This is a genomic window from Psychromonas saccharinae, from assembly GCF_051201515.1.
Lineage (GTDB): Bacteria > Pseudomonadota > Gammaproteobacteria > Enterobacterales > Psychromonadaceae > Psychromonas.
On record NZ_CP195153.1, the window covers coordinates 67,549 to 87,094 of the forward strand.

Annotated in this window: 20 protein-coding genes and 1 pseudogene; 7 read left to right on the forward strand and 14 right to left on the reverse strand. The window is 36.3% G+C overall.

Translation table 11 applies throughout. From position 1 onward, the window contains the following. Nucleotides 1–34: 34 nt before the first annotated feature. From ACR30L_RS00285 to ACR30L_RS00315, 7 genes are all read right to left on the reverse strand, one after another. Nucleotides 35–1,369, reverse strand: a complete 1,335-nt coding sequence (locus ACR30L_RS00285; RefSeq protein WP_435236063.1) for a sodium-dependent transporter — start codon at nucleotides 1,367–1,369, stop codon at nucleotides 35–37. Between the two features lie 268 nt (nucleotides 1,370–1,637). Next, nucleotides 1,638–2,093: a hypothetical protein gene (locus ACR30L_RS00290; RefSeq protein ID WP_435236064.1), complete on the reverse strand. Its 456-nt coding sequence runs from the start codon at nucleotides 2,091–2,093 to the stop codon at nucleotides 1,638–1,640. A gap of 188 nt (nucleotides 2,094–2,281) precedes the next feature. After that, nucleotides 2,282–3,130 (reverse strand): YitT family protein, encoded by an 849-nt coding sequence (locus tag ACR30L_RS00295; RefSeq protein ID WP_435236065.1) that lies wholly within the window; start codon nucleotides 3,128–3,130, stop codon nucleotides 2,282–2,284. Between the two features lie 75 nt (nucleotides 3,131–3,205). Then, nucleotides 3,206–4,399, reverse strand: a complete 1,194-nt coding sequence (locus tag ACR30L_RS00300) for an aromatic amino acid transaminase (RefSeq protein ID WP_435236066.1) — start codon at nucleotides 4,397–4,399, stop codon at nucleotides 3,206–3,208. 14 nt (nucleotides 4,400–4,413) lie between these two features. Beyond that, a complete protein-coding gene (locus tag ACR30L_RS00305; RefSeq protein ID WP_435236067.1) occupies nucleotides 4,414–5,037 on the reverse strand; it encodes a YitT family protein in 624 nt (207 codons plus the stop codon). Between the two features lie 182 nt (nucleotides 5,038–5,219). Beyond that, nucleotides 5,220–5,675, reverse strand: coding sequence for an Lrp/AsnC family transcriptional regulator (locus ACR30L_RS00310; RefSeq protein ID WP_435236068.1), 456 nt, complete (start codon nucleotides 5,673–5,675; stop codon nucleotides 5,220–5,222). A gap of 120 nt (nucleotides 5,676–5,795) precedes the next feature. Continuing rightward, nucleotides 5,796–6,185 (reverse strand): tautomerase family protein, encoded by a 390-nt coding sequence (locus ACR30L_RS00315; protein WP_435236069.1) that lies wholly within the window; start codon nucleotides 6,183–6,185, stop codon nucleotides 5,796–5,798. Nucleotides 6,186–6,296: 111 nt separating this feature from the next. Between ACR30L_RS00315 and ACR30L_RS00320 the strand changes: the two genes are divergently transcribed. Then, entirely contained in the window at nucleotides 6,297–7,217 is a 921-nt protein-coding gene (locus ACR30L_RS00320; protein ID WP_435236070.1) for a LysR family transcriptional regulator, read from the forward strand. On the opposite strand, the gene ACR30L_RS00325 is transcribed toward ACR30L_RS00320, so the two are convergent. Further along, on the reverse strand, nucleotides 7,207–8,118 hold the full coding sequence (locus ACR30L_RS00325) for a LysR family transcriptional regulator (protein ID WP_435236071.1): 912 nt from the start codon (nucleotides 8,116–8,118) through the stop codon (nucleotides 7,207–7,209). The two genes, ACR30L_RS00320 and ACR30L_RS00325, sit on opposite strands and share 11 nt — an antisense overlap. Before the next feature lie 118 nt (nucleotides 8,119–8,236). Here ACR30L_RS00325 and ACR30L_RS00330 point away from each other — a divergent pair, with 118 nt between their 5' ends. Then, nucleotides 8,237–9,595 (forward strand): aspartate aminotransferase family protein, encoded by a 1,359-nt coding sequence (locus tag ACR30L_RS00330; RefSeq protein WP_435236072.1) that lies wholly within the window; start codon nucleotides 8,237–8,239, stop codon nucleotides 9,593–9,595. An 87-nt stretch (nucleotides 9,596–9,682) separates the two neighbouring features. Here the strand turns inward: ACR30L_RS00330 and ACR30L_RS00335 are convergent, their stop codons facing one another. The 3 genes and pseudogenes from ACR30L_RS00335 to ACR30L_RS00345 all read right to left on the reverse strand — a co-directional run. Then, on the reverse strand, nucleotides 9,683–10,588 hold the full coding sequence (locus ACR30L_RS00335; RefSeq protein ID WP_435236073.1) for a tetratricopeptide repeat protein: 906 nt from the start codon (nucleotides 10,586–10,588) through the stop codon (nucleotides 9,683–9,685). Then, nucleotides 10,536–11,075, reverse strand: a complete 540-nt coding sequence (locus ACR30L_RS00340) for a tetratricopeptide repeat protein (protein ID WP_435236074.1) — start codon at nucleotides 11,073–11,075, stop codon at nucleotides 10,536–10,538. The genes ACR30L_RS00335 and ACR30L_RS00340 overlap by 53 nt, the downstream gene beginning before the upstream one ends. A 78-nt stretch (nucleotides 11,076–11,153) precedes the next feature. Next, nucleotides 11,154–11,267, reverse strand: a pseudogene (locus ACR30L_RS00345) (hypothetical protein); the annotation flags it as partial. Between the two features lie 143 nt (nucleotides 11,268–11,410). Here ACR30L_RS00345 and ACR30L_RS00350 point away from each other — a divergent pair. Next, nucleotides 11,411–13,021 (forward strand): IS1634 family transposase, encoded by a 1,611-nt coding sequence (locus tag ACR30L_RS00350; protein WP_435235549.1) that lies wholly within the window; start codon nucleotides 11,411–11,413, stop codon nucleotides 13,019–13,021. A 15-nt stretch (nucleotides 13,022–13,036) separates the two neighbouring features. On the opposite strand, the gene ACR30L_RS00355 is transcribed toward ACR30L_RS00350, so the two are convergent. After that, entirely contained in the window at nucleotides 13,037–13,282 is a 246-nt protein-coding gene (locus tag ACR30L_RS00355) for a hypothetical protein (protein ID WP_435236075.1), read from the reverse strand. Between the two features lie 339 nt (nucleotides 13,283–13,621). Between ACR30L_RS00355 and ACR30L_RS00360 the strand changes: the two genes are divergently transcribed. The 4 genes from ACR30L_RS00360 (at nucleotide 13,622) to ACR30L_RS00375 (ending at nucleotide 16,522) form a co-directional block, all read left to right on the forward strand. After that, nucleotides 13,622–14,539: a cache domain-containing protein gene (locus ACR30L_RS00360; RefSeq protein WP_435236076.1), complete on the forward strand. Its 918-nt coding sequence runs from the start codon at nucleotides 13,622–13,624 to the stop codon at nucleotides 14,537–14,539. Between the two features lie 133 nt (nucleotides 14,540–14,672). Further along, nucleotides 14,673–15,671, forward strand: coding sequence for an acyltransferase family protein (locus tag ACR30L_RS00365; RefSeq protein ID WP_435236077.1), 999 nt, complete (start codon nucleotides 14,673–14,675; stop codon nucleotides 15,669–15,671). A 271-nt stretch (nucleotides 15,672–15,942) separates the two neighbouring features. After that, nucleotides 15,943–16,242, forward strand: a complete 300-nt coding sequence (locus tag ACR30L_RS00370; protein ID WP_435236078.1) for a type II toxin-antitoxin system RelE/ParE family toxin — start codon at nucleotides 15,943–15,945, stop codon at nucleotides 16,240–16,242. A gap of 1 nt (nucleotide 16,243) precedes the next feature. After that, nucleotides 16,244–16,522 carry an addiction module antidote protein gene (locus ACR30L_RS00375; protein ID WP_435236079.1) on the forward strand — a complete coding sequence of 93 codons (279 nt, stop codon included), beginning with the start codon at nucleotides 16,244–16,246 and terminating at the stop codon, nucleotides 16,520–16,522. A gap of 213 nt (nucleotides 16,523–16,735) precedes the next feature. Here ACR30L_RS00375 and ACR30L_RS00380 read toward each other — a convergent pair whose 3' ends face one another. Further along, nucleotides 16,736–18,322, reverse strand: coding sequence for a 3'-5' exonuclease (locus ACR30L_RS00380; RefSeq protein WP_435236080.1), 1,587 nt, complete (start codon nucleotides 18,320–18,322; stop codon nucleotides 16,736–16,738). Nucleotides 18,323–18,966: 644 nt separating this feature from the next. Beyond that, nucleotides 18,967–19,446 carry a hypothetical protein gene (locus ACR30L_RS00385; RefSeq protein WP_435236081.1) on the reverse strand — a complete coding sequence of 160 codons (480 nt, stop codon included), beginning with the start codon at nucleotides 19,444–19,446 and terminating at the stop codon, nucleotides 18,967–18,969. Nucleotides 19,447–19,546: the final 100 nt, after the last annotated feature.

Consider the following 19,546-nt stretch of genomic DNA (forward strand, 5'->3'; position numbering starts at 1 on the left):
TGGTCATGGATTACATAACCAACCTTATTGATTTTTATGCAAAAAATACTAATAACATGAAAATAGGGCAAACAACACGAACGTAAACAGGCCAAATTTTCCAGAATAAACTCGTTTCTAGTTCAGGGTAGCCTTGCTTAATTTCTTCCAGTAATTTATTACGATTCCAGACCCAGCCAACCAATAAGGCTAAAAATAGACCTAAAATAGGTTGCCCGTATACCGTGGTAACCTTAATGACTAAGCCAAATAAAGCACCAAAATTAAACACAATAATAGCGGCGATAAGTGTAATCAGACCACCGATAGACAAAACGGCAGTAGTACGTTTACATTTAAATGCTTCGATTGCACTGGCAACCGGTACCTCTAACATAGATATTGAAGAGGTTAATGCTGCAATGACCATTAATAGAAAGAATATTAAACTAACGACTAATCCCGTTTCTCCCATTGTATCGAACATAGCTGGCAATACAGTAAAGACTAAGGTATCTGAACTGAGTAATTCGCCTGCCTCTGAGAATATTTGTACACCGTGCTCCTTCGCAACGAACATTGCAGGTAAAATTAATAAACCGGCACCAATTGCAACAACCGTATCAATCGCAGCCACTTGCGCCGCTGTTTTGGGAATATTGATGTCTTTACTTAAATAAGAGCCGTATACCATAATGGTGCCGCAACCTAGAGATAACGAGAAGAAGGCTTGTCCCATTGCGCTGACGAACAATTCAGGGCTGAAATGCGCAAAGTTAGGAACAAGGTACATTTCTAAACCTTGCATTGCCCCATTCTGAGTGAATATATAAATAATCAACACGAAAAATAGCAAAAATAATACCGGCATTAGGCGTGTCGACCAACGTTCAATACCATCATGGACACCATTTTTAACCACGTGCATGGTGGTTAACATGAAAATAACCATCAGCAATAAATTGCGAGTCAATCCAAAGCTATTCACCCATTCTGCGGTTTTTTGTAATCCTACAATTTCAAATGCACTGCCTGCAAAGGCGCCCACTAACCACCCTGCAACAATAGCGTAAAAACTTAGAATAAACGAAGCCGTAAGCATTGCGGCAAGACCAAGTAATACGGCACCTTTTTTACCTTTAGGCCAAATTGCTTTGATTGAACCAATAGGATCCGATTGACCATAACGGCCAATGGTTAATTCTGCTACTAACATCGGAAAAGCCAGCAAACACACCATGGCGATGTAAACAAATAAAAATACAGCACCACCATTACTCGCTGCTTGCGTTGGGAAGCCCCAAATATTGCCTAATCCAACGGCAGATCCTGCTGCTGCCATGATAAAGCCGAATTTGGATGAGAATTGGGCTCTCGAAGTGCTCGTCATTATAAGTATTCCATTGATTGGTTTTAAAAGTAGTTATGCGAAATATATAGAGAAAATTAAAATATATTGGTTATCTCGAGTGATAGCGCCTATAGGTAATTATCCCGTAAAAATAAAGTTTGCTAGTATATATTTTGTAATATAAAAAGTATGGAAAAGATCAATGAAAGGAAGGTTTTTTCTGTTTTTTTAGATCAAAAACGCTGGTCGGATGAATTTTTGATAATGAAGCCTTAGTTGAGTGATAACAAAGGCTAATGATAAGCATTTACATGTATTCAAACTCACTACGTGCCATGATGACTTGATGCAATGTTTGTTGTTCTTGTGTCGTTATACTTTGTAATGCTTGCTGGGATGCTACCGTTGGTGATTTATAGGCAGAATCTTGAAGTAATTCAATTAATTGTGAGTCAAAGGTCATGGCTAATCCGATGACATCATCGATGCTTATATTGGCTTGCAGTCGAAGTTGTTGGCAACGTAATGGAAAACTTTTATCAAAAATATTGTCGACCCAAGTTTCAAGGATATAAGGGGGCGCTTGTTGTACGTAATCATGGATATATTGATAGGATAATTGTTCTTTATTCTCTAAAAAATAAAGTAGTAATCTAACCTTGTCGTCGTTAGATTCCACACTTAGGCGTTTGTATAGCTCAACGAGTGCGATGTGGCATTCTTCTATGTAACCTAAAAATTCACGAATTGATTTAAAGTGCATAATAGACTCCTTGGCATATTCATCCTCTATGTGGTTTAAGTTTAGCCAATATCAGAATAAATGCCTAAAAAAAGCGCTATTAGTTGTGTTTTATCATTATACTGTTAGATGTTGATTGCCATTCAGTCTGATGTAGCTAGAGCTTGAATGGCACTCTGGGCTTATATGGGCGTGATAATAATTATTTATTAATGTCCTCGTCCTAATATCTCAGAGGCTTCCATGACTAACAGAAAGGCTTGATCATCTGTTTGCTCGATAATTTCCTTTAGACGTGGGATCTTTTTAATATCCATAACCAAAAAGATAACTTTTTTTTCTTCCTTATTTTTAAGTCCTTCTCCTCTTAAAATGGTGCCTTTTTCTTCTAAGTTATCAAAAATAGCAGCACTTAATTCTTCTGCGTTGTCGGTTGTGATATGAATGACTTTAGTGGTTAAGGTACCCGTTAAGATAATATCAATCGCTTTTGATGTAGCATAAATACTAATTATGCTCCAAAGCGCTTTTTCTACATCTTTAAAAATAAAAATAGAGCAAATGATAATTAACATATCAATAATTAGAATGACGTTGGCGGGCTTTATATTGGATGTTTTTTTAGCGACAATCGCTATAATGGTTGAGCCACCAGCACTCGAATTACCTTTGATTATTAAGCCTACACCGATCCCCATAAATACACCGCCAAATAACGACGCAAGCAATATATTTTGAGTGATAGCCAGATCAATAAAAATTTGACCGAAAAACTTAATAAATAAAGACATAAAAAGAATTGTAACAATTGTTTTTACCGCAAATCTTTTGCCAATGTATTTTGCTCCCCAAATTAACAGTGGCGCATTAATCACAATAACTAATGTACTAATTGATAACCCTGTTAAATGATGGAGGAGGATTGCCATACCCGGCGTTCCACCCGTTGTAAAATTATTGGGGAGAAAAAATAACACAACGGATAACGCGATGATTAAAGAGCCAATAATAAGGAAAAGATAATCTTTTAATTCATTCGATCGCAGTATTTTAGGCATAAATAATCCTATTGATATGATTTATAAAAAATAAAACCGCTTGCTGGAAAAGCGGTTTTGTAGAAAAGAGATATTTTATAGTGCAGCAAAAGCCTGGGCGACTTTATTAATGTTAGACGGGTTTAAACCGGCCAAACACATGCGGCCACTGGCAATTAAATATATACCGTGGTTTTCTCGAAGTTGATCGACCAGCTGGTGGCTAAAACCAGTGTAACTAAACATGCCTTTTTGCTCGATTAAAAAGTTAAAGTCTTTCTGCGGTGCTATGGATTTTAATTGTTGATGTAAGTGCTGACGCATTGAATCAATACGTGTTCGCATGGTTTCAACTTCACCTAACCACTGTTGATTTAAGGTGTCATCATTGAGAATGTTCGAAACTAAAGATGCTCCATATTTCGCGGGACTTGAATAATTGCGACGTACCGTTGCTTTAAGTTGTCCGAGTACACGTGTTGCGGTCTCGGCATCTTCGCATACGAGTGAAAGCCAGCCAACCCGTTCACCATAAAGCGAAAAGGTTTTTGAGAACGAATTACTGACTAAAAAAGTCATTGAAGTACGCTCAGCCAACGCCGTTATTACATAGGAATCACGCGCCAGATCATCACCAAAACCTTGATAAGCCATATCAAAAAATGGAATTAATTGGCGTTTTTCTAATAGTGCGATGACGGTGTCCCATTGTTCGGTGGTTAAATCAATTCCAGTGGGGTTATGGCAACAAGGATGAAGTAACACAATGTCTTTTTCTGGTAGAGAGTTTAGTTTTTCTAACATACCTTTAAAATTTAAGGTGCAATGGTTTGCGTCATAATAAGGGTAATGGTCTACGTCAAAACCCGCACCACCAAAAATTGCATTATGGTTTTCCCAAGTGGGATCGCTGACCCATACGGTTGAGCTTGGAAAGTAATGCTTTAAAAAGTCAGCCCCAATCATTAATGCACCGGAACCCCCTAATGTTTGAATTGTGGTTATTCTATGTTCAAGCAAGGCTGGGTGATGCTCTCCAAATACTAATGTTTGTACTGCTTGGCGAAAGGGGGCTGCACCTTCCATTGGAAGATATAGGCAAGGCTCGTGGGTGGTTTTACTGTATGTCTTCTCTGCTTGTTGAACACTTTTTAACGTCGGAATGTTACCTGCTTCATCATAGTATAAGCCGATGCTGAGATTGACTTTATCACTTCGGCTATCGGTTATAAATGTTTCCATTAAAGATAAAATAGGGTCGCCGGCATAGGGGGTTACATGGCTAAGCATGGTGTTTTCTCCAGTTAAACGGTATAGCGATCTTGTCGATGATTTAATGCAATTATAAGATTAAGTACTAAACCGCAAAAAATAGATAATATTAATTGATATGTGGATACAATTGATAATGAAATTAGCATGATAGTGATATCAACGCCCATTAATAACCATCCAGCTTTAATTGAAAATCGATCTTGTAAATATAACGCTAGAATATTAAAACCACCCAAGCTTGCTTTATGACGGAATAGAATAATAAAGCCGACACCAAAAATAAAGCCACCAAAAATAGCGGCGTAGAGTGGGTTAAGATCTTGAATGGTAATAAATTTATCATGTAATGATGAAAAGGTGGAGACTAAAAAAACAGCCGTAAAGGTTTTGATTGTAAAGGCCAAACCCATGCGACGAATAGCTAAGTAATAAAAAGGAAGGTTAATCAGAAAAAAGACAATACCGAAGGCAATACCATATTTATAATGTAGTAACAGTGATAATCCTGCTGTTCCACCAGTTAACAAACCTGCATGTTTTAAAAATAGCACCCCAAAAGAAACCAAACTGGTTCCCATTAATAATGCCATTGCATCTTCAAACCAACGGTGTTCCGTTTTCTTCTTTTCTTCCATGAATGTGACATCAGACATTGATTTTCTCTTTTCTTTTTTGGTGCGCAAGTTGTGCGTTATTTATATCACAGTGATGGTTTTGTGCAAGTTTGATGTTATTTTTAATTGGTTTGAGTGAAAGTGAGAGGTTGTTAATGGCGAATGAAACCTAAGTGGCCTTATTAATAGGGGCTATATAATAAAGGTCGAGTCATTTCGGTTTATATCGCGATTCCATTTTCTTTAATGCGATCAAGTACGATTGATGTTTTGATGTGAGAAATTAATTTTGTTTGGAATAAGCGTGAAATCAGATCATTTAAATGGGTTAAATCTTCGACAACCATTTTTAATGAGTAATCAGCCTCACCTGTTGTCTTATAAGCATCAATAATTGTTTGCTCATTGGCGATAAAGGAATGAAATTGAGATGAATTTTCGTCTTCATGACTGGTTAATTTAATTTCGATCATCGCCATTATTTCTTGTTTCAGTGCCTTGGGAGATAAACGGGCGTGATAGCCTAATATTAGTTGCTGTTGCTCTAAACTAATGCGGCGGCGTGAACATTGAGAAGGTGATAATCCGACAATATCACTGAGCTCTTGATTTGTTAAACGACCATTTTCTTGTAATAGCGTTAATATTTTTACATCGTATTCATCAATGTTGGCCATTGCTTTTTCCTTTTATTTTAGTGGCCGATAGTTTAACAAAGAAGGGGAATGAGTGCAGTAGAAGGGGTGATAAAAAGAGTTTGGAATGGTGATGAGTCACACCATTCCAATGAAATAAGCTTATAAAGTACCAGTATAATACTGTGCTTCACCAAAGCCGAAGCTCCAATCATTCCGAGTGTTCGAGAAAAAGGAGATCATCAAGTCATTACCTTTAATGCCACACTTTTCTTCTAATGCGGCAGCCAACTCCTTCATAAATAAAACTTTTTGCTCTTCGGGTCTTGGGCTAGTAAATACACGCAACATAATTAAATCTTTGGTACGAGAGAAACCTAATCCAGTATCTTCGAACACCATATGATTAGGTTTCTTTTCATTAACAATTTGGTAGCGATCACGCACTGGTACTTTAAATACATCTAACACAACTGCGTGGGCAGTATCTAGAACTTCTTTTAACTCTTCGTCTGTACGACCTTCAATAATATCAAACTGTAATAACGGCATAATAGTGCTCCCTGTAATAGTGATAGTTTATTCTTACATTTAAAAATAAAAACAAAAAGTGCTTAATTTAAACTTATTGTTTAATATATTAAACAATAAAGGAGAGATAAGATGGCTCAAAACCTCTGGACACATTTACACTGGTTAATGGTGTTGGATGAACAAAAAAGTTATACCCGTGCTGCCGAGCGTTTAGAAATAAGTAAATCAGCGATTAGTCAGAAAATTAAAGAGTTAGAAAACCGCGCTGGTATTGCTTTAGTGCAGAGAACAACGCGTAATGTCAGGTTAACTGAAGCGGGCAAGGAGTTAGTCAATAATTTAAAACAACCCTTTGAACAGATAGAACAAAGTTTTTTTTCAGTTTGCGATACCGATGGCCCCGTAAGAGGTCTCGTTCGTGTGACTGCGCCAGTTGCCTTTGGCCGTCAGCATTTAGTGCCTAAAATTAGTGAGTTTTTAAAAATTTACCCACAGGTGAGAATTCAACTCGAAGTGTCCGATAATATCGTTTCATTGGCGAGTGATGGCTTTGATCTGGCTATTCGACATAGTGATACCATTCCGGATACTTGTGTCGCTATTCCTCTGTGTACCACGCGAGTGTTATTAGTGGCATCGCCAGAATATCTAAACAAGCGGAGTGAACCGGTTAAACCTTCTGACTTAAATCAACATGATTGTATTTATTACCCAAGAGGGACTGACGTACCAAAATGGACGTTTCAAAAAAAGAAAATAGCAGAAGAGATAGAATCGGTCACCATTAATGGCATTTTTGCAGCTAACAATAGTGAAGCCATTCGAGATGCTGCAATTAATGATTTAGGTATTGCGATGCTGCCTGATTTTAGTGTGCAAGATGCGATACATTCTGGTGAACTGCGAGAAGTATTAAGTGATTGGCAAATCATGAATGAATTTGCCAATAATATCTCTATCGTTCGTCCCTACTCATTAAAAGTACCAAAAGCCGTCACCGAATTTTCGCGTTGGTTACGCGTTCAGTTTTCGTTATCAACTACTCGCTGATAAACGCTAAAAATTGATTAACCAGTTGATTATGTTTGATTCCCTTTTTGCAGACCAAATTAATATCCGAAGTAAAACTAAAGGTTTTAGGTAGCAATGGGCGCATTCTATTTTTGTTAATCCAGGACTTTGCATAGTGCTCGGGTAAAAATCCAATATAAGTTCCTGTCAGTATTAAAAAGGCAACGCCTTCATGGTCGGAAGCTGTGGCAGTACAACGTAGACGCTGGTGCATTTCTATCGCTTCGGGTGTCATTCGATGATTGGTTATAATTGTATTGGTTTCTTTTAAGTCATCGATAAGTACTTTTTTAGCAGAAAAAAATGGGTGGTCATTACTGCAATAAAGAAAATAAGGTTCGCTATAAAGTGGTTGGTATTCTAAACCTGAGCATCGATTGTAGGGAGGAATAGCCCCAAGGTGGAATCGACCGTCGACAATACCTTTTTCGATATCATTGGGTGTCGACATGGTGATATTAATATTAATTTTATCGCTAATTTGGCGTATTTTTCTGAGCGTATTAGTGATTAGCATTTCAGGTTGACTGACTAAGTTGTTAACTAATCCGATATTTAGTTCGCCTCGAAAGTCTTTATTTATCTCATTGACTTCATTACGAAATTCTTCAATCGACGATAATAATATTTCTGCCGATGCCAATACCGCAGTGCCTTCTTCAGTTAACGTTATACCGCCACGTCCTCGATGGCATAACTTCATTTTGAGGCGTTTTTCTAAGTCACTCATTTGCAATGAAATCGCAGATTTAGTGATGCCAAGTACGGATTCTGCCGCTGTATATCCACCACATTCGACAACGGTTTTGAATAACCGCAGAGATTTGATATCAAAGTCGGTAATTTGATTAACTAAAGGCTTCTTTTTTAAGTTTTGCATTTCTATAACCAAAGTAAAGTAAATTTGAATTTAACTTAACTTACACTCGTGAGATAAATGCTGTCAACGTAACTTTCGGCTTTTGTACGCCAGACTCAAATTAAAAGGAATGCCAACAATGAATAATGAAAATTTAGATGACTTAATGGAATTAGACTCAGCACATGTTTGGCATCATATGACGCAGCATGCGCATAAGAAACAAGCCCCGATGTTTGTAAAAGGTGAGGGGAGTTACCTCTGGGATTCAAATGGAAAACGTTTTCTTGATGGGACTTCTGGCGGTGTATGGTGTGTGAATGTCGGTTATGGTCGAGAAACCATTGCTGAAGCAGTTAAACAAAACCTCATTACGCTTAATTATTGTGCTGGCTCATCGGCAACTCCTGTATCGAGTAAATTTGCCGGTAAGTTATTGAGTTTAATGCCAGGCTTGAGTCGTGTTTACTTTTCAAATTCCGGATCTGAAGCCAATGAAAAAGCCTATAAAATGGTGCGTCAGATTTCGGCAAAAGTGTACGGTGCTAAAAAATCAAAAATTCTTTACCGTGATCGTGATTACCATGGCACATCAATTACTTGTTTAAGTTCTTCGGGTCAGGAAGAGCGTAAAAATCAATATGGTCCTTTTACTCCTGGGTTTGTTGAGTTTCCGCACTGTTGTGAGTACCGTAGTCAGTACGGTGAGGTTGATAACTACACCGAATTATCGCTTGAAGCACTTGAAAAAGTGATTTTAGCCGAAGATCCTGAAACGATTGGTGCGATTGTGGTTGAGCCCATTACAGCGGGTGGTGGTGTTATTGTGCCACCAGAAGGTTACTTTAAAGGTGTTGAAACACTATGCCGTAAATACAATATTCTTATGCATGTTGATGAAGTGGTATGCGGATTAGGTAGAACGGGTAAATGGTTTGGTTATCAGCATTTTGATGTACGCCCAGACATTGTCACCATGGCAAAAGGCGTTGCATCGGCTTATGCTGCGATTGCATGTACTGTTGTGACCGAAGATATCTTCGAAAAACTAAACGATCAGCCTGAAGAGCGCGAAAGTTACTTCCGTGATATTAGCACCTTTGGTGGTTGTACTTCAGGTCCTGCTGCTGCGCTGGAAAATCTCGCTATTATCGAAAAAGAAGGTTTAATTGAAAATGCAGAAAAAGTCGGTGGTTATCTGCAAGGTAAATTAGCCTTGTTGATGGATAAGCATGAAATTATCGGTGATGTGCGTGGTAAAGGTTTATTTCTTGGTTTAGAAATAGTTAAAGATAGGGTGACTAAAGAACCAATGGAAGAAACCTTTTTGATGAAGATTGTTGCTCATTGTGCGGAAAATGGCGTATTAATTGGTCGAACTAACCGTTCATTTAAAAAGTACAACAATACATTATGTTTAAGTCCTATGTTAACACTGACAACGGAACAGGCAGATGTGTTAGTCGCTGCGATTGATGATGCGTTAGCGAACGTTTGATTTAACGATAGCCAGATTAAATAACAATATCTGGCTAACATTAGTTAATCAATAATTTGAAAATAACTATGTGTAAATGCTGTTAAATTAATCGCATTTCACATAGTTAGATGCCAAGCAAGCTTTGCCGTCACTTTCTGCCTTTATTATTTGTTCCTGTGTCATTTGGGTTTCCATTATACCCAATGCCTTTTGAGTGTCGGTACCATTGAGTTTCGCGATATAAAACCACATGTAGGATGTTTCAAGATATTTCGGTACGCTTGTGTCTTTTAAAGAAAAAATACCCATTTTAATTTGTGCATCGGTATTACCTTGTACCGCTGATTTGTGGTACCAAATTAATGCTTGTTTCTCATCTACTTCTACACCTTCGCCTTGTTCATGCATTTCGCCTAAATTATATTGCGAGGCAGCATTACCTTGTTGTGCCGCTTTTTTATACCAGATTAGTGCTTGCTGAAAATCTTGCTCTGCACCCTTTCCACGTTTATACATATTACCTAAATTGGATTGTGCGGTAGCGTTATTTTGATCCGCTGATTTTTGATACCAATATGTAGCTTGTTTATAATCTTGAGCAGTTCCTCTGCCATACTCGTACATTACACCGAGGCTTACTTGTGTATTTGCATTGCCTTGGTTTGCACTTTTAATATTCCAATATAATGCTTTCTGATAGTCCTGTGCGACGCCTCTACCATAATTATATATAAGCCCTAGATTTCTTTGCGCTGCATCGTTGCCCTGTTCAGCCGATTTTTGATACCAATATATCGCTTGTTTATAATTTTGATCTACTCCTCTGCCATGATCATACATAAGGCCGAGATTGACCTGTGCATTTGGATCGCCTTGTTCAGCTGCTTTAGTATATAAACTCACTGCTTGTGAATCATTTTGCTCTACACCGATGCCTTCCTTGTACATATTTCCGAGTCTAAATAATGCAAGTGTATTGCCTTGTATTGCCTTGTATTGCAGCCTTTTCATACCATTGAGCTGCTTTCTGATTATCTCGTGATAATCCTCTGCCGTTACGGTACATCATGCCTAAATTAACTTGTCCATTTGCGAAATTTTGCTGGGCTGACTGTTGATACCAATTGACGGCTTCGAGGTCACTTTGAGCAACCCCCTCACCAGATAGGTACATTGAACCTAAACTGTTTTGTGCTTCAGCGTGGCCTTGCTCTGCTGCTTTTCGATACCAGTTTGCCGATAGCTGATCACTTTGCGTTACACCTGTACCATGTTGATACATTATTCCTAAATTGTTTTGTGCTGTTGCATTGCCTTGATTGGCCGCTTGAAGATACCAGTAGACAGCTTGTTCTTCGTCTTTAGTGATACCAATGCCATAATTATACATAAAGCCTAAATTGACCTGACCAAATGGACGCCCCTGTTCTGCCGCTTTTCGGTACCAATTAACAGCCATTTTCTGATCTTTTTCGATACCTTCGCCATAACGATACATTGTGCCAAGGTTTACCTGAGCTTGTGCAAAACCTTGTTCTGCTGCTTTTTGGTACCACTTTACAGCTTCGCTGTTATCTTCTTCTACACCTCTGCCGTGATCGTATTTTATCCCGAGTGTGAACTGTGCGTCGGGGTAGCCTTGTTGTGCTGACTTTTTATACCAAATCAGCGCGTTAGTAGTATCTGTTATTCCGCACCTGAATTTTTATTACTATTGGCTATGAAATGGCTATGAAATCGTGATCTGGCTAGCGAAACATCCAGATATTTCAAAAAATTGTTGACCGGGATCCTCAATTTTGATCTATTACTTTCTTTTCAAAGAGATAAATCATGACTTACCCATACACGAAATCACTTGAACACCATGGATTAGTTGCTGGATTTTGTAAGGAAATCAAGCTTGCCAATATCATCGATCAAGCACTTGGCACAAGTGAACAGCGGAAAATAAGTTTCGGTAACTTATTCATTGCTATGATAATCAATGGGTTGGGATTTACCGGCAGAACACTGCATATGTATCGCGAGTATTTTTCTGATAAACCATTAGACCGTCTGATTGCCCCTGAAGTAAAAGCTGAATACATCAATGATGATGCGTTAGGTCGTTGCCTTGATGCACTATACGAACATGGTGTTTCATCACTATACCAAGATATAGGTGAAGCTGTTATTAAACACTTAGGGCTACCATGCAACTCTGTTCATCTCGACTCAACAAGCTTTCACTACGATGGTATGGAAAAGTTATCCGATGATGAAGATGATCTTAACCCTATTCAAATTACCAAAGGCTATTCACGTGATCATCGTCCTGAACTTAATCAGGTCGTACTCAACCTGATTTGTGAGAACCAATCCGGGATCCCAGTTTATATGAAGCCAGCCAGTGGCAACATTAATGATATGGAAGGATTCAAGGAGATAGTCAAATCCCATATAAAAAGTCTAAAAGCCGCGCAGTCCTGCCGTTATTTAGTGGCAGATGCAGCCTTATATGTGCAAGATACCATTACTGAGTTGGATGAACTAAATCAGTTATTTATCACGCGTGTCCCACATAAATTGAGGGAAGCTAAAGTCCTTATTAATCAGGCTTCTGAACTTGATTTTAAAAATATGGGGAATGGTTACTCAGGAGCTTGGCACCAATCGACTTACAGCGATATAAAGCAGAGGTGGCTATTGATCCGCAGTGAACAAGCGAGAAAGCGTGAAACACATAGTTTAACAAAACGCATGCTGAAGAAAGCAGATGCGGAGCGTAAGACCTTTAAAAAACTCTCACAACAAAGGTTTGCCTGTCAACATGATGCAGAGCAAGCCGTTGAGTTGTGGAGAAAGAAACAAGTTTACTGTGATGTTATTGATGAAACCGTTGAGATCCCTATCTATGGCAAGAAAGGACAACCTAAAAAAGGGCAAGCTCCCGAGCGAGTTGAATACAAAATAACAGGGAATTTATTTACTCCTCTTGATAGAAGGGATAATGCACTTAAACAATTAGGTTTCTTTATTATTGCAACAAATGATCTTGATGAAAGCCTGACAATGGATAAGGTGCTTAAAACTTATAAAGAGCAGCAATCAGTTGAAAAAGGGTTCCGTTTTTTAAAAAGTCCGGATTTCTTAACAAGCTCAATTTTCATCAAAAAGCCAGAGCGAATAGAAGCGCTGTTAATGGTAATGACTTCCTGTTTGATGGTATACGCTTCCTTAGAGCATCTGATCCGCAAAAAGCTAAAGGAAAAAGACCTTTACTTCCCGGATCAAAAGAAAAAGCCTTCCCAGAATCCAACCGCTCGCTGGGTATTTCAATGCTTCCAAGGAGTTACGATAATCTACCTGGAAAGCCAGTCGCCTATGGTAGTAAATTGGCAAGAACGGCAACAAGTTATTGTTGATTGCCTGGGGGATAGATACAGGCAAATTTATTCTTAAAACCGGTGCGGAATATCAGGTAGTATCTTGTTGAATGCCTCGTCCTGTATCAAGCATCATGCCAAGGTAAAATTGTGCCTGAGGATTTCCTTGCTCTGCCGCTGCTAAAATAGACGCGTAATTCGTGATGGAAAATCCTGAATTATTAGCATTAAGGTTAAATTCTTCATGACTTCTATCGTAATTTGCAGAGGGTAAATTAGGTGAGGAGGTACAGGCCCCAAGAAATAATAAATTTATAAGAAGAATATGCTTTTTCATTAAACAGACACCAAAATATAAACATAATATCATATTTTGGGCGGGTTATACTTAACATTTTATAGTAACCTGTTATAACTAAAGTACAAAAATAAAGAACAAAAAGATTGATTTAAATATTTAATCACGCTTTCCTGAACCTACGTATTCATTTCTTGTGTTTTACGTATTGGTTCACCTTAAGCAAGTTGATATAGGGCTATACATAGCGTGTTTGATGGCTATGATTAAACTGCAGTGATGAACTTATGCTGCAGAAATTCAAAATTAAGGGTATTTAAAATTATAGATAAGAAGGCTTTATCATTATTTACACTTATTAATTACAGGAAAGCGATCATGCAAAACGAATACATTCTCCAAGAAATAGCTCAAAGGAAGGAGCCTTTCTTTTCAGTCGTTAGCAAAAAAAATGTGTTATTTAATAAGACGCAGTTTTTGCTGATAGGCATTTTTTTCTGCTTTTTTAACACTTTTTCGATTTCTGAAGCACATGGAGAAGAAAGTGGTCGTACGTTAAAAGAAAAAGCCTTAACGGCAATCGAATTTAAAAGAGAATATCTAGCGCATGTTATTGATCAGCAAGAGCGATTAGTTATGTCGTTAGTTGAAAGCCCGTTAATGAAGGAATACTTGTCTACCAATACCAAACTTAATAAAGATAATCTTGAACAATTATTTTTAACTGTTTCAGGTGTTAATAATGATTATATGCAAGTGCGTTTTATTGATGCATCAGGTAAAGAAAAAATACGAATTGATCATCCTAAAAGTGTAACGGTTCCGACGCTTATAAGCAAAGATGACCTACAAGATAAAAGTAATCGAGGATATTTTAAACAAGTTAAAAAGATAGTTAATGGCGGTCTTTGGCATTCGCCTCTTGATTTAAATGTAGAGCAAGGCGTTATTGAAGAAGTTATCAATCCTACATTCCGGGTTGCCTCACCGGTTTATTTGGATGGTAAATTTTCGGGTATGGTTATTATTAATTTAGAAATGAGTCCGGTGATAAGCCATTTGCTCAATTCAACTGACTTTAAGGTTTATTTAGTGGATGCAGATAATGAATTTCTTGTTCATCCTGATGCGAGTAAAGCGTGGAGTCGATATTTGCCAAAAAGAGGTAAATATCAAGAAACGGAAGACAATAATGCAGATGTTTACATGCATTCATTAGAAGATATTTTTAAAAATGGCGAAGAAATTCGTCTTATTCTAGAACCGATGTCAGAAACTGAGGAACCAACAGAATAGACCATTTATTGTTAGGCGAATGGTTACTTTGAGAAAGCCCTGTCACTGAATAGACAATGAGGATGATATAAAATAAGTGAAATTTAAAATTGACCTGATATATAATAGATCAATTTTATGTAAGATAAATGTAATGAATAAATTTCTGCACTCAATAAATTGGTTTAGAGGAATCGCAATTATTTTTGTGGTGCTTACTCACATGCCACCTTCAAACATGACCAGTAATTACTATATATACTGGCATGAATTTGTTCAAAATGGGACAGCCTTTTTTATTTTTATTGCGGGATATTTGTACTGGCATTTGATTGATAGATTTGATTATAGAAAGTATCTAAACAGTAAAATAAAAAATGTTATCATCCCCTACCTACTTATCCTTACCACCACATTAGCAATAATATATGTGCTTTCCTTATTTTGCGTAAATAGTAAGAATGATTATTATATCGTTGATTTTGAAGTCCCTTTTCAAGAATATGGATTCATATGGCATTACATTAAAGGGGGAGCTTTAAATTTTCCGCTGTGGTTTATACCTATGATTTCAGTTTTTTTTCTATTTTCAAATGTCATTAAAGGGATTGGCAATAATAAGTATTTTTATAGTTTTCTGATTGTCTTTTTATTAATCACATTCACAACGAAAAGAGGGGAATGGGCTCCACACCAATTTATTCATTATTTAGGTGTGTGGTTGTTTGGTATGTGTTGTAAAAAGAATGAGCATTACATCTATAAAAATGCAGTCACTATATCCGTAATAACATTTATTCCTTCATTAATATTTGTTCACTTTAAAGTCCATTATGGATCTTTTTTTATTAATTTTTCCGAAGTTCAAAAAATATTTTCAATACTCTTCTTTTTGTCCTTTTTTATGATGCTTGAAAGCAAAAATGTTAAAATTAAAGTATTAGATGTATTAGCTAAATATTCCTTTGGCGTATTTTTTATACACTATTATTTTTTACTCGCTTCAACAATTCTATTAAAAGAGTTACTAGGGCTTGATAGGATTATTTTATATATATCGACCCTGTTACTTTCTATTTTCGGTAGCCTATTTATCTGTTTTTTAATAAAAACATACCTGCCAAAATATTCTAGAACGTTATTGGGGATTTAGGCGCCATTGTGGGTCGTAAAATGAGCATTTTATGGTTAGGTTAAATGGCTGATTATGTAAAAATACGATCAATTAATTGATCGTATTTAGGAGTGCATGTAATGACGCTTATGTTAGATAGCCTATTATTCTCTCTAAATCGGCTTTCATAATCGAGCTATGAAAGTTTTTAAAAACTTCCCTCATGATTCACTTCCTCTAATAAATATCCTTTCAATTGTGGCTATGGAATAACTTTACACACCGTATCCTGTGGGCTACAATGTGAGTTATGAAATATTCAATTGAAAAAACATTACTTTTTGACAAGTGGTTATCCAAAATAAAGGATAGGGCAGCAAAAAAAGCTATATTAATGCGAATTATGAGGGCTGAAAATGGCAACTTTGGAGATATAAAAAGTGTCGGAACACCGGTACAAGAAATGCGGATTTTTGTTAGCAAAGGTTATCGAATCTATTTCACTGTACGTAATAATAAAATCATTCTTTTATTAAACGGTGGCCATAAAGGAACGCAACAACAAGATATTGAAAAAGCGCATAAACTACTAATAGAACTGGAGGGTTAATATGCCAAATAAAACAAGCCCATTTAATCCTTTTGATTACATGGACACTCAAGATGAAATCAATGATTTTTTACGTGAATGCTTAGAAGATGATGATCCAAATGTTTTTGTTTCAGCATTGGGGCATTTAGTTAAAAGCCATGGTGTTACTGATGTAGCAAAAGTTGCAGGAGTAAGTCGTGAAAGTTTATATAAAACATTCAACGGAAAGACTCAGCCTAAATGGAGCACCATATTTAAAGTAAGCCATGCGATAGGGCTTCATTTAGCAGTGGCTTAATTTCTACCATTTAAAAGTTACAGTGTAATTTTTAAGTCTTTATGTAAAAAAGGCTACCACAGGTAGCCTTTTAGAATGTCGCATAACGGGTGTTATGGTAAATACAGAGAGCCACGTCCATTTGTCGGAGTATTTCACATAACTTATTATTATGAGTTAGCCCATACAATATTTAAACTTGTTATGTGGAGCTACTAATTTTAGACATGTTTTTTATGGAAGAAGCTTGATAAAATAGACGTCAACCTTTGATGCATTTTTATCTGAATTAATAATTTTTACTTCTGCACGATAACCTTTCATTAAAATACCAAAGACTCTAGTCCATGCCTTAGTTACATTCAGCAATCTACCACAGTCTTCCTTTGCTTCATTCATAAATACAACATCACGATAATTAAAGTCCGCAGTGAAAGTCAAAGGGGATAGATATAACGTATCACCATCAGAGTATTTACGTTGGTATAACTTATCTTTAGTCAGAAACAAAGTATTACTATAGCGATTGCTATAATAATACTCCCTGAAAGTTAATCGTAATTTGCCATGCTTCGGTATCTTAGCATTCAATAATTCTTGATTAAAAGAATCTTTGTATGCTTTTATTTCTTGTTCGAATTCCTTTGAAGCTTCCGCTTCACTTTTGGTTATTACTTTAATAATAGGTATAGTGCAATTTCCCTCTAGAAAAAAATCAAAACTACCAAATTTATTTAGTTTATATTTTAATTCTTTACTTAATTCAGCTATTTTCCCACTGCCTCCTGCCGTGCCTTTTAAATACAAAGCCTGCCTTTCACTATCCGTAGATGACCAATACGGAATACTTTCATTTCGTTTGCATTCAATTAAATGCTTAAAATTTATATCTTCGAATTTAGGTAACCATTCTCCAGTGTTATTAACAATCAATTCTAGAAATTTGGTATACAGTCTTTGAAGCATATATGCGTCATTTATTGCGTTGTGTGCCGGTAGTTTTTCTACATCAAATTGCTTACATGCCTCTGTTAAAGAAAGTGGTTTATATAGCTTTAATTTTAACTTTATAGCTGCCATAAGGCATATACTATTTTTTTCTAATTCACTGAAAAAAAAGTTCATTGATGGAGTAGAAAATGTAAATTTTAGTGCTCTAAAATCAAAGTTAGTATTATATGTAACTACCCTTTTATTCTTTAAAATCGTTAAAATGGATTGCAGTTCTGTTTCTGCGGAAGGGCAATTAATTAAGTCATTTTTATTTATACCATGAGCCTTAAAAGCACTTTCATTGATTATATAAGTAGTAGCAAAGCGACTTGAATAAATTACATTTCCATTGAAGTCTACTATTGCTAATTCAATAATACTTGGTTCATCTAAACTAGTCGTTTCACAGTCTAAAAAAAGTAGTTTCTCAACTGGGTATGCACATATATCCTGTAATAACCCAATGTTAACTTCTTCTTTATGTGACTGATAATTAAGATTCTTTTTCGTTAGTGCTTCATTTAATTTAGGTTGTTTTTTAGGCTGAACTTTTTTAACATCAGGTAGAGCACTTAGATCTTTAGTTACCTTTTTTATCGAACTTTTAACAGGTTCTATTTTAGATTTTATATTTTGGTCTTTTTTCTCCACGTGACCTAGATCATTAATTTTCGGCTCTTGGTATATATGACTAACATAACTGTTATAACAACTCTTACATACCTCTTTTTCTTGTCCATCTAATATTTTGAAAAAACTCTTTTGTCTGTGGGGAGATAGGGGGCTGTTACATGCGTTACATGCGTTACATCTTTTGTCCTTTGGCATTATCACAAACATTACTAGGAGTATTACTAATGAAAAAACAAGAAAAATGATACTAGTGGAAGTCATTATTTATATATTCCTATAAATCTCTGTCTGCAAAAACGCAATTTAAAATATCAAGAAGTTGCTAGTAAATGATATTAATAATCGAGTTAGTAACGTCTAGTCTAAGTGTTGGAGGAAGTAAACTGACACTTAGGAAGTATATACACAATAAAAGGCGCTAATTGGTGACCTTTTGGGTAATTCGTTTAACGGGTTGATGTGTTTATTAATTGTAACGATCAATAACTTTATCAAAACCTATTATAAAAAAATATTTATCATTGAAATCAGCCTCCTTTTAATAAACTGAGAGATGCTCTCTTCTTGTTTGTTACTCAACACGTCTAGTTAGTCAATAACATCTTCAATTCATCGCTCAATTCTTTTTCTGCAGGGGCTGAATTATGGCGTTAAAAACTTCTAAAGCGGCACCACTACCCATGGGATAAAAACAATAACAGCACGAATAGAGTGATGCAGTTTGTCGCCAACTGGTTCTGCGATCAGAATATAATTATTTTTATCTAACAATTAACTATCCTCTAGCCTAACACTAACTGTTATGTGTCCAGTTGATTAATTGTTATATGCATTTTTTACTACAAAGACACATAGGTTTCATCAACTACACTTTCGCCATTTGGGTTAATCCATGTCAATCTAGCATTATACGCAGTAGGACTACTTAAATGGATTGCAGCTAACAAACTCAATTCACTTCCTGGAGATAATTTTGGAGCTGGTAATTTAGAAGCAACATCAGAGCTTATAAGAGGGCTCTTTTTTGGGTTATCAATTAACAATTCAAAACCAACATCTTTTGCCTCAACATTGCTAATATTAGAAATTACAAACCTATAAACATTACCTACTTTAATAAGCTCAAGTTTTAAGCGGGCTGATGACTGTATTTTGTCTTCTTTAATCAATATTTCGAGTTGTTTCTTTGCCAGATCAGCAGTTGCTTTTTGCATATCTAAGCTCTCTCTTTGGAGTTTTCTCTGCCCATTCCAAACTATGATACTGATTAGAGCTGCAAAAGCAGAAAGTATTACTGTCAAAATTTCATATTCACTCATAAATTCGCATATCCAAGACATATAAAAGCTTTATAAGTATCAACCCATGCCACATATCCTTTTTTGAAAGGATATATTACTATTTTATTTAGATAAAAAG

Excerpts from the sequence above, each read along its gene's own strand:
- ACR30L_RS00285 (WP_435236063.1), bottom strand. The coding sequence starts at position 1,369 with ATGACGAGCACTTCGAGAGCCCAATTCTCATCCAAATTCGGCTTTATC.
- ACR30L_RS00290 (WP_435236064.1), bottom strand. The coding sequence starts at position 2,093 with ATGCACTTTAAATCAATTCGTGAATTTTTAGGTTACATAGAAGAATGC.
- ACR30L_RS00295 (WP_435236065.1), bottom strand. The coding sequence starts at position 3,130 with ATGCCTAAAATACTGCGATCGAATGAATTAAAAGATTATCTTTTCCTT.
- ACR30L_RS00300 (WP_435236066.1), bottom strand. The coding sequence starts at position 4,399 with ATGCTTAGCCATGTAACCCCCTATGCCGGCGACCCTATTTTATCTTTA.
- ACR30L_RS00305 (WP_435236067.1), bottom strand. The coding sequence starts at position 5,037 with ATGTCTGATGTCACATTCATGGAAGAAAAGAAGAAAACGGAACACCGT.
- ACR30L_RS00310 (WP_435236068.1), bottom strand. The coding sequence starts at position 5,675 with ATGGCCAACATTGATGAATACGATGTAAAAATATTAACGCTATTACAA.
- ACR30L_RS00315 (WP_435236069.1), bottom strand. The coding sequence starts at position 6,185 with ATGCCGTTATTACAGTTTGATATTATTGAAGGTCGTACAGACGAAGAG.
- ACR30L_RS00320 (WP_435236070.1), top strand. The coding sequence starts at position 6,297 with ATGGCTCAAAACCTCTGGACACATTTACACTGGTTAATGGTGTTGGAT.
- ACR30L_RS00325 (WP_435236071.1), bottom strand. The coding sequence starts at position 8,118 with ATGCAAAACTTAAAAAAGAAGCCTTTAGTTAATCAAATTACCGACTTT.
- ACR30L_RS00330 (WP_435236072.1), top strand. The coding sequence starts at position 8,237 with ATGAATAATGAAAATTTAGATGACTTAATGGAATTAGACTCAGCACAT.
- ACR30L_RS00335 (WP_435236073.1), bottom strand. The coding sequence starts at position 10,588 with ATGAAAAGGCTGCAATACAAGGCAATACAAGGCAATACACTTGCATTA.
- ACR30L_RS00340 (WP_435236074.1), bottom strand. The coding sequence starts at position 11,075 with ATGTATCGTTATGGCGAAGGTATCGAAAAAGATCAGAAAATGGCTGTT.
- ACR30L_RS00350 (WP_435235549.1), top strand. The coding sequence starts at position 11,411 with ATGACTTACCCATACACGAAATCACTTGAACACCATGGATTAGTTGCT.
- ACR30L_RS00355 (WP_435236075.1), bottom strand. The coding sequence starts at position 13,282 with ATGAAAAAGCATATTCTTCTTATAAATTTATTATTTCTTGGGGCCTGT.
- ACR30L_RS00360 (WP_435236076.1), top strand. The coding sequence starts at position 13,622 with ATGCAAAACGAATACATTCTCCAAGAAATAGCTCAAAGGAAGGAGCCT.
- ACR30L_RS00365 (WP_435236077.1), top strand. The coding sequence starts at position 14,673 with ATGAATAAATTTCTGCACTCAATAAATTGGTTTAGAGGAATCGCAATT.
- ACR30L_RS00370 (WP_435236078.1), top strand. The coding sequence starts at position 15,943 with ATGAAATATTCAATTGAAAAAACATTACTTTTTGACAAGTGGTTATCC.
- ACR30L_RS00375 (WP_435236079.1), top strand. The coding sequence starts at position 16,244 with ATGCCAAATAAAACAAGCCCATTTAATCCTTTTGATTACATGGACACT.
- ACR30L_RS00380 (WP_435236080.1), bottom strand. The coding sequence starts at position 18,322 with ATGCCAAAGGACAAAAGATGTAACGCATGTAACGCATGTAACAGCCCC.
- ACR30L_RS00385 (WP_435236081.1), bottom strand. The coding sequence starts at position 19,446 with ATGAGTGAATATGAAATTTTGACAGTAATACTTTCTGCTTTTGCAGCT.